This is a genomic window from Vibrio sp. 2132-1, from assembly GCF_033344315.1.
This window is the reverse complement of sequence record NZ_JAWPON010000005.1, coordinates 176021-184933: the sequence shown is the minus strand read 5'-3', so window position 1 is coordinate 184933 and position 8913 is coordinate 176021. Positions and strand designations below refer to the sequence as shown.

Genomic DNA, 8913 nt, shown 5'->3' with positions numbered 1-8913 from the left:
CTAGCGAGACTAAGAATCTACTTGCCGCTTGCTGCAGACCATAGAACCATGAATAAACTCAATACAATCTGAGGGTAGATTCTGAATCACGCTCGTTCCTCGCTGTTCAGAATGACGGTTCGAGTTTGGCTCTGACCTCTACAAAACCATCTAAAAAAGCGATTCCAGAAGAACCTAAGTGAGTCACTCGGAATCTCGCTTTAGACGTATCAGCAGAGCGACTCTTCCAGCCTACGCGATAAGAAAAGCTGCGTCATTCTAGCGAGACTAAGAATCTACTTGCCGCTTGCTGCAGACCATAGAACCATGAATAAACTCAATACAATCTGAGGGTAAATTCTGAATCACGCTCGTTCCTCTCGGTTCAGAATAACAGTTCGAGTTTGGCTCTGAGCTCTACAAAACCATCTAAAAAAACGATTCCAGACAAACCTAAGTAACCATCCGGAATCTCGCTTTAGACGCATCAGCAGCGCGACTCTTCCAGCCTACGCGATAAGAAAAGCTACGTCATTCTAGCGAGCCAAAGCGAGACTAAGAATCTACTTGCCGCTTGCTGCAGACCATAAAGCCATGAATAAACTCAATACAATCTGAAGGTAGATTCTGATTCACGCTCGTTCCTCGCAGTTCAGAATGACGGTTCGAGTTTGGCTCTGACCTCTACAAAACCATCTAAAAAAGCGATTCCAGATAAGCCTAAGTGACCATCCGGAAAATCGCTTTAGGCGTATCAGTGGAGCGACTCTTCCAGCCTACGCGACAAGAAAAGCTACGTCATTCTAGCGAGCCAAAGCGAGACTAAGAATCTACTTACCGCTGCTGCAGACCATAGAGCGGTTAGCAGAATGTCTCGATGTACAGCGCTTCCACCTTATCTCTGGCCCATTGCGTTTTACGCAGGAACTTCAGCGACGATTTGATTGAAGGATCTTTCTTGAAACAGTTCACACGAACGCGCTCATACATGCCATTCCAACCAAAGTGTTCAACTAGTCGGGTGACGATTTTCTCTAAACTCAACCCGTGAAGTGGGTTATTCGGCTGCTGTTGGCTCATGCTATTGATCCGGTAAAGTGAAGTTGCGCGCTAATCTAACTCAAACTCGCCGTGCAACCTAATGTTTTAACCTTGAATTGGCCTACGACTCTCCCCTATAGTAGCCCAAACTTCTTAAAAGCCCTTTTCATTATGAAAGCCCTCAACGACCTCAATATTTTTGTCGAAACCGCGCGCCAAGGCAGCTTTTCAAAAGCCGCTAACAGTATGGACATGACACCTGCCGCCATTAGCGCATCGATTAAGCGTCTTGAAGGGCAAATCGGTTTCCCGTTGTTTGTGCGTTCCACCCGAAGCCTGCGTTTAACCTCAGAGGGCGAACTGTTTTTAGACAAAACCACGCAAGCGTTGGCAACATTGCAAGAGGGGTTGGATCAGATCTCAAGTGCGCGCGGGGAGTTGTCTGGTCAGCTGCACATTACTGCACCCTCCGATTTTGGTCGCAATATGTTGCTCGATTGGGTGGATGAGTTCATCGATCTCTACCCAAATGTTTCCATCAAACTAGAGCTGTCCGATAGCTTGACGGATATGTACACCAAGCCTGTCGATATTGCGATTCGCTACGGCGAGCCGGCCGACTCTAATCTGGTCGTGTTGGCATTGTGTGGGGCAAACGAACGGATCTTATGTGCATCGCCAGAGTACGTAGCTACACATCCAGAACTCACCTCTCCTGCCGATTTAACGCAACACAACTGTTTGTGCTATATGGTCGCGGATTCGGTCTACAACAAATGGACGCTCACGCGTGACGGCGAGAAAGAACAAGTCGTGGTCAGCGGTAACTTGATGAGCAACGATAGTGACTTGCCACACCGGTTAGCGATCAAAGGCAAAGGCATTGCGAATAAATCATTGATGGACATTAGCCGAGACTTAATCGAGGGAAGATTGGTGCGAGTGTTACCAGAATGGGATTGCGGCCCAGTGCCGCTCTACATGGTATGTGCCGATCGTCGATTATTGACGCCAACGATTCGGACTTTCCGCGACTTTATCCAACAAAAATGCTGCCAGCAACGCGCCAACGTGCTGGCAACCTTCTGTCATTAGGCGATAAATCGAAGAGGACGAATCTGGGTATATTCAACCCAATCATTCTCTTCCAATGTTTCAAGAAACGTCGCCATATGCGGGCTTTGCAAATGCTTATCCAAGGCCTCTTGCGACGCCCAGATTTCTTGGAACATAAATAGGCCATCAACTTTTTCGTCGAGATACAACTCGTATTGGCAACAGCCTTCTTCTTTACGAGTTGGCTCTAGTAAACCAGCAAGCAAATTCACCACCTGATCCTTACTATCTGGATAGGCTTTCACTTCTGCGACTAAGTGGATCATCGTTTTATCACTCTTTTGCGATTTATATATTGATTACGGGGTTCTACGTCACCTGTAAGTAAGCTCGAATTAGATCTCGGTGAATACGGTTTCTGCGTCCCAGCGAGACTTTGGCGTTTTCGCGTTGAAGTCATCTTCCGCGTGGTAGCCAAGCGGCACGATCACAACACTGGTATAACCTTTTTTACGCAAGCCAAATTCTTCATCCAGCACTTTTGGATCAAACCCTTCAATTGGTACTGCATCAATTTCTAGCGTCGAAGCACCCAACAGCAACGTACCCACGTTGAGGTAAACTTGTTTCTCCATCCAATGGTTTGCATCTTTCAGATCAAAACGGTGCATGTTCACAAAGTAGCTACGACCACCGCGCACAGCCGCTTTCGCTTCTTCAGTTGGGAATCGACCATCTTTTTCTTCTTGCACCATTAGCGCTTCAATGTAGTCGTTATCGATGCCTGTTTTTGCACAAAACACCAATACGTGAGATGCGTTGAGAATCTTCGCCGCGTTAAACGCGTAATTCTCTTGCGCCGCTTTAGCGATGCGCTGTTTGCCTTCTTCTGTGCTTGCCAGAATGAAATGCCAAGGCTGGGAGTTCACACTCGATGGACTAAAACGAATCAGCTCTTTAACTGCATCGATTTTTTCTTGAGATAGCTTGCGCGTTGGGTCAAACACTTTCGTTGAGTAACGAGATTTTGCAGCTTGTACGATATCCATGAGGCTCTCCAATTAATGAGTTTAAGCTGAGTAACAGCATAACCTCATGAGATAAAGGGAAAAACCGATTTCGATTAAAAACATTTTCAAAATAAATTTGAAAATAAAACGATAAGAAAGGCTTTGAGCGTTCTCACTGAACTTCTTCATCTTTTCGGCAATAATGCATGTTTGCTCGCAACCAAACTCAACTCATGCTGCCTCAAGATAACGTTATTACATCCTTTCTGTGCAAAAAGCTCGGTCACAATCACCTTCGAATTGCCGGCGAATATTGGCACATTGAGAAGTTGGTGGCCTTGCAATGCATGATGTTGAAAGAAGCGCCTAACCTCCAAGAAGGGCTGCTTTGGTGGAGTAAAAGTGTCTCATTATTCGACCGCCGTTTGTACGTCACATTGCAGCATGGTGATGCCCAAATCCATCTGCAAGTCGAATGTAGAACGGGCGATATGCCAAATTGGGCGGAGTCGGTGTTTGGCTTGCTCAAAATGCAATTGGAAATGCTTGAGCTAAGCGAATCAATACAGGTACAAATTCAAGCCAGCAATCCACTCGCGGCCGATATTTTTCTAGGGGAAACGCGAGATTCTAAAACGAGTTCAAGCGTGTTTGACCTGGTGAAACATGTTTATTTGCTGCTTTCTCACCAGCCAATTGAGCAACCAGAATTACTGAGTGTTTTGAACGCCTTGTTCATCAAAAACAGCAATTACGCGCTCAAGTTAGAGCAAGCGGCAAGGCAACTGGGCGTCTCCAAACGCACCTTGCAACGTCGACTGCAAGAGAAGCAAATGAGCTACTCTCAATGCGTTGATTTCGCGAAAAGAAAGCAAGCACTCACTTTGCTTGCCGACACCCAACTCACAACGCAGCAAATCGCCTATCAACTTGGTTACGAAGAACCATCGAACTTTCACCGCACTTTTCGTCGTTGGTATCCGTTTTCACCCATGCAGTATCGCCAACAATGTTTGGATAACCGAACTCAGCTAAATCAGCAACCGATCCGCTTGTACTACGCCAAAGCCAATACCTTCGACGATAACCACATCGACCAACCTGTCGGCAAAATCTGGATGGAAGTGGACAATATTGCGTTTGAAAAAGTGGTCTCGGTAGAATGCCGTGACCGTGATGGCGCATGGCGGCGCTACCCCGCCTTCTTCGAGCGTTTTTTAAGTCATGGCACCGAACTCTGGGCAACGACCGAACTTCCGGTGGCGCATCCCCTTACCTTTCGCCTGTGTTACGAAGTCGATGGGGAGCGTTACATTGAGAATAACCACCAGCGTGATTATGTAGTTTCTAAGGGGCTTTTAATTGGCGCAACGGAATATATTGTCCCGACTCGGCAACTTATTAACATTGGGGCGCAATATACGCTCTTTATCGAACTGGCATGCCGACTTGAAAACGTTGCGAGGATTGACTGTTACGCCGATGATGACCCCACACCTCACGCAATGCGCTTAACCAAACACTCGCTACATTATGCTTGTTGGGTGCTGCAATTATCGCTCACTCAAACTACAAAGCAGTGCCGTTTCCGCCTTTATGATGAATCCGGCAACGAGCTCGCGAAAGAGCATTACCCGATACAATATCCTATTGTGCAACCGCTCAATTAAAACTGTCGGTCAGATCAAAATCGTCTCTTCGTGACATCATTTCACGTCTTTTTTGGCGTGAAATGACACTCTCAATTTCAAACCTTTGCTTTATCGTTTCTGCATTACTGCATAACGGAGGCAGAAACTGTGTTTGAAACTCTACCTAACCCAATGAATAAAATAAAAATACTTCCTTTAGCGATCGCTCTTGCTCTCTCTGGCTGTGGAAGCGACGAAACCACACCAATCGATACAGGCAGCCACGTGGCATCTCCTGATTGGCAAGATCAAATCATTTACTTCCTGATGATCGACCGTTTTAACGACGGCGACAGCGCTCTCAATGATCAAGGGCAAAACGAATTCGATCCGACGTCGGATAAAAAATTCAGCGGCGGCGACCTCGTTGGCGTGAGTGATAAGTTAAGCTACATCGAAGATCTCGGTGCCACATCGATCTGGATTACTCCGCCAGTTGCTAACCAATGGTGGGATGCAGAGCAAAACTACGGCGGCTACCACGGGTACTGGGCGCGCGATTTCCAAAAAGTGGATGAACACTTTGGCGACATGGAAAGCTACCAAGCGTTAGCACGCGAAGTGCATGCGCGTAACATGTTCTTAATTCAGGACATCGTGACCAACCATGTAGGCAACTTCTTCACCTACGATGATCCTTACAGTTATGATCCAAGCCTACCTTGCCAAGGCTTCCGTTTGATTGAAAATGCGCTACACGCCGGGCAAGAACTGCCATACCCGCTCAACATGAACGAGTGTAAAACAGACGGCACAGGCAGCTACCACTGGACGCCAACCATCACCGACCACAACGATCCGGTACAAGAAAAAACCTGGCAACTCTCTGATTTGGATGACCTTAATACGTCCGATCCCGAAGTGCGCGCTTACTTAAAAGAGAGCTACCGAAAATGGATTCGCGAAGTCGGCGTCGACGGATTCCGTATCGATACGGTGAAGTTTGTTGAACACGATTTCTGGAATGACTTCCTACACGCCGACGATGGTGTGATGACGCAAGCGGTTGATACCGGTCGTGACAACTTCCTCACTTTTGGTGAAGTATTCGAAACATCGACGCCTTACCACACCGAAGGCGAAGAGAAGATGCTGACTTACATCGGTGAAAGTGGCTCGCCGAAACAGCTAACCTCGGTACTGAACTTCCCATTGCAAGCGACCATGACGCGCGTATTTGCATCAGGGCAACCGACCGATTACTTACGCTTCCGTCTTGAGAAAATGATGGAGATGTTCCCAAATCCATACATCATGCCGAACTTCATTGATAACCACGATATGCCACGTTTTCTATCGCAAGGCAGTGTCAACGATATGAAGCAAGCTCTGATCACCATGATGAGCGTACCCGGTATTCCTGTGATTTACCAAGGTACAGAGCAAGCGATGCCAGCAGCGCGCGATGCGATGTTTGCTGGCGGTTACCGTGAAGACGGCGACTACGTAGATTCATTCGACCAAAACAGCGAGATGTACTTGTTCATCCAAGAGCTTGCTAAGTTACGTACCGAAAACAAAGTCATGACACGCGGCGAAATGAAAGTCATTGGCAGCGATAAAGCTGGCGCCGGTGTGTTCGCCTTTACCCGCACTTTGGATAACGACGAAGTCTTAGTGGTAATGAACACATCGAATTCCCCAATGTTGATGAACCAACTCGATGTAGAGCAAGCGGACGGCACCGTTTTCCAGCAACAAATCATGTCGAACTGGGCAGACGCTCCAGAGCAATTAGTCGCAGATGAAAATGGTAACGTAACCCTTGAGTTGCCATCCAAGTCAGCAGTGATTTACTCAAAAACAAGCAGCAATCAATCTGTAGATACCCCAGACCTCAAAATCCAACTGGCACAGGATTGGGAAGGGCAAACCATCACTGGTGATATTGTTATCGCGGGTAGTGCGAACGCCAACGAGAAGTTGAACCTCGTCGTCGATGGTAACTTGGAAACAGCGCAAACCATTACTGTAGGTGCTGATGGTCAGTTTAGTGTCACGCTGTCGACTCGTCATTTTGCGATTGGCGAGCAACAGCACCGCTTCGCGATTTATTCCACCGAGAAAAAAGCAGGCATCGAGGACGTGAATTTTGTCTCCAACCTAAGCTGGTCAAACACGCCGGACAACACCATTGATGATGCGGGCGATGCACAAGACGGCGTGGGCGGCCCTAATGGCAACTACTCATTACCAACCGATCCAACGTTCGACAAAGACAACAGCCAACTCGCGATCAACAAAGCAGAAGTGTTTACCGTTGGCAGTAACGTACGTTTGACCTTCACTATGGACAAAATCACCGACACTTGGTTGCCACCAAACGGCTTCGACCACGTGGGTTTCACCATCTTTATTGATTTACCGGAAGAAGCCGCAACCAACTTGTCTGAGCTACCGAAGATCAACGCTTCTATGCCAAACGGAACCTGGAGTCGCAATGCGGTTGTTTTTGGCTGGCAAAGCTCGATTTACAGCACCAAAGGAGCAAATGCGACGACATGGGGAGAAGCCGTAACTCCAGCACCAACAGTGACAGTAGACAAAGCCAACAACACCATTTCTATGGACTTTGCTAGCGATGCATTAGGCCGCCCAGAGTCGCTCGATGGAATCCGATTCTATGTCACGACTTGGGACTTAGACGGCCTTTCGGCAACTTACCGTCCGCTAGAACAAGACAAAGGCCCTTGGAACTTCTCCGGTGGCGCATCGGATGAAAGTAAGATTTGGGACGATTTACCAATCATCACCTTGTCGGAATAAACCGTTAAATAAAACACCGCCCAGCGTTTAGCTGGGCGGCCATCAACAAAAAAATGCAGAAAGACACTTCTGCTCGTTTTTATTCTAGTTAAAGAACGATTTCACCCACAGCACCAGACTGTCCCAAAGCTGACCGAACCACGAGCCCTCTTCTACCGCTTGGCTGCTGACCAAGGGATAACTCGCCACGGTACTGTCATCGCTTTTCCAAACGATCTTACCAATCTCGTCTCCTTGCGCGATCGGCGCAATCAACGGTTCATTTAGCACCACACTCTTATCAAGCCCAGCCGTCATTGAACGAGGCAGAGTGAGATAGGCATCTTTAGCAAAGATCGCCTCAACTTTATTGGTATTTCCCTTCCAAACGCGAACTTTAGACTCAACTTGGCCTTGCTTAGCAACTTGCTTGGTGTCATAAAAACGAAAACCATAGCTGAGTAGATTCTTCGATTGGCTGATCCGAGCCTGTTTACTTGGCGTACCCATCACCACCGAGATAAGGCGCATTCTTCCTTCTTTGGCCGAGCTCACCAAGCTGTATCCGGCATTGCTGGTGTAGCCGGTTTTGCCCCCGTCGACATCAATGGAATTGTCCCATAACAACTTATTGCGGTTGTACTGCGTAATGTCGTTCCACTTGAAGACTTTCTCGCTGTATAGCGCATACACATCAGGAACATCGCTGATGATCGACTGCATGAGTTTTGCCATATCGGTTGGTGAGGTTTGGATGCCATCACTATCAAGACCATGGGAGTTCACAAAATAGGTGTCTTGCAGTCCTAATTTCTCCGCCCAACCATTCATCAAGGCGACAAAGCCGCGTTCACTGCCTGCAACGTGCTCAGCCAGTGCAACGCACGCGTCATTTCCTGATTGGATGATCACGCCGCGCATTAAGTTCGCAACACTAATTTCATCTTTCGGTTTGATGAACATTTTAGAAGATCCGGGAAACTTGGCCGACCACGCGTTTTCGCTCACGGTGACAACATCATCCCAATTCAAACGCCCCGCTTTGATTTCTTGCCCAACTACATAAGCGGTCATCAACTTGGTTAAACTCGCCGGAGCAAGGCCTGCTCGCCCGTTATGCTCGGCAATAATGGCACCGGATTGAAAGTCCATTAATACGTAACCTTTCGCCTTTAATTGAGGTGGGTTGGGCGTAACAACGGCAAAAGTAGGTACGCTTATTAAACAAGTCACAATAATCCATCGAGCCAGTGACACTTTCATCCGACTTCCTCCATGCTCTCACTTTGTCCTCACTCTATTGAGCATAGCTCACTCAACCAGTTGCACCAGTCGCTAATCGTTTCATTTTCTTGAACTTACATTGATTTGATCAAGGTATAGAACTGAAG

Annotated in this window: 7 protein-coding genes; 3 read left to right on the top strand and 4 right to left on the bottom strand. The window is 47.5% G+C overall.

Going from position 1 to position 8913, the window contains the following annotated elements; genetic code table 11:
* Nucleotides 1-840: 840 nt before the first annotated feature.
* A complete protein-coding gene (locus tag R8N47_RS07175) occupies nucleotides 841-1059 on the bottom strand; it encodes a VF530 family DNA-binding protein (RefSeq protein ID WP_005374929.1) in 219 nt (72 codons plus the stop codon).
* A gap of 132 nt (nucleotides 1060-1191) precedes the next feature.
* On the opposite strand from R8N47_RS07175, the gene R8N47_RS07170 reads away from it, so the two are divergent.
* Complete coding sequence (locus R8N47_RS07170) at nucleotides 1192-2115, top strand: LysR family transcriptional regulator (protein WP_020838235.1); 924 nt, start codon at nucleotides 1192-1194, stop codon at nucleotides 2113-2115.
* On the opposite strand, the gene R8N47_RS07165 is transcribed toward R8N47_RS07170, so the two are convergent.
* Nucleotides 2112-2402: a putative quinol monooxygenase gene (locus R8N47_RS07165; protein ID WP_005374925.1), complete on the bottom strand. Its 291-nt coding sequence runs from the start codon at nucleotides 2400-2402 to the stop codon at nucleotides 2112-2114. The genes R8N47_RS07170 and R8N47_RS07165 overlap by 4 nt on opposite strands.
* 69 nt (nucleotides 2403-2471) lie before the next feature.
* Nucleotides 2472-3125, bottom strand: a complete 654-nt coding sequence (gene nfsB / locus R8N47_RS07160) for an oxygen-insensitive NAD(P)H nitroreductase (RefSeq protein ID WP_064354956.1) — start codon at nucleotides 3123-3125, stop codon at nucleotides 2472-2474.
* A 167-nt stretch (nucleotides 3126-3292) separates the two neighbouring features.
* Here nfsB and R8N47_RS07155 point away from each other — a divergent pair, with 167 nt between their 5' ends.
* Nucleotides 3293-4756 carry a helix-turn-helix domain-containing protein gene (locus R8N47_RS07155; RefSeq protein WP_198039124.1) on the top strand — a complete coding sequence of 488 codons (1464 nt, stop codon included), beginning with the start codon at nucleotides 3293-3295 and terminating at the stop codon, nucleotides 4754-4756.
* A 129-nt stretch (nucleotides 4757-4885) separates the two neighbouring features.
* Nucleotides 4886-7543 (top strand): alpha-amylase family glycosyl hydrolase, encoded by a 2658-nt coding sequence (locus tag R8N47_RS07150; RefSeq protein WP_064354957.1) that lies wholly within the window; start codon nucleotides 4886-4888, stop codon nucleotides 7541-7543.
* A gap of 84 nt (nucleotides 7544-7627) precedes the next feature.
* Here the strand turns inward: R8N47_RS07150 and R8N47_RS07145 are convergent, their stop codons facing one another.
* Nucleotides 7628-8785: a D-alanyl-D-alanine carboxypeptidase family protein gene (locus R8N47_RS07145; protein ID WP_064354958.1), complete on the bottom strand. Its 1158-nt coding sequence runs from the start codon at nucleotides 8783-8785 to the stop codon at nucleotides 7628-7630.
* Nucleotides 8786-8913 lie beyond the last annotated feature (128 nt).

Bases quoted from the DNA above. Each gene is read 5' to 3' on its own strand.
- R8N47_RS07155 (WP_198039124.1), top strand. From the start codon at position 3,293: ATGTTTGCTCGCAACCAAACTCAACTCATGCTGCCTCAAGATAACGTT.
- R8N47_RS07170 (WP_020838235.1), top strand. From the start codon at position 1,192: ATGAAAGCCCTCAACGACCTCAATATTTTTGTCGAAACCGCGCGCCAA.
- nfsB (WP_064354956.1), bottom strand. From the start codon at position 3,125: ATGGATATCGTACAAGCTGCAAAATCTCGTTACTCAACGAAAGTGTTT.
- R8N47_RS07165 (WP_005374925.1), bottom strand. From the start codon at position 2,402: ATGATCCACTTAGTCGCAGAAGTGAAAGCCTATCCAGATAGTAAGGAT.
- R8N47_RS07145 (WP_064354958.1), bottom strand. From the start codon at position 8,785: ATGAAAGTGTCACTGGCTCGATGGATTATTGTGACTTGTTTAATAAGC.
- R8N47_RS07175 (WP_005374929.1), bottom strand. From the start codon at position 1,059: ATGAGCCAACAGCAGCCGAATAACCCACTTCACGGGTTGAGTTTAGAG.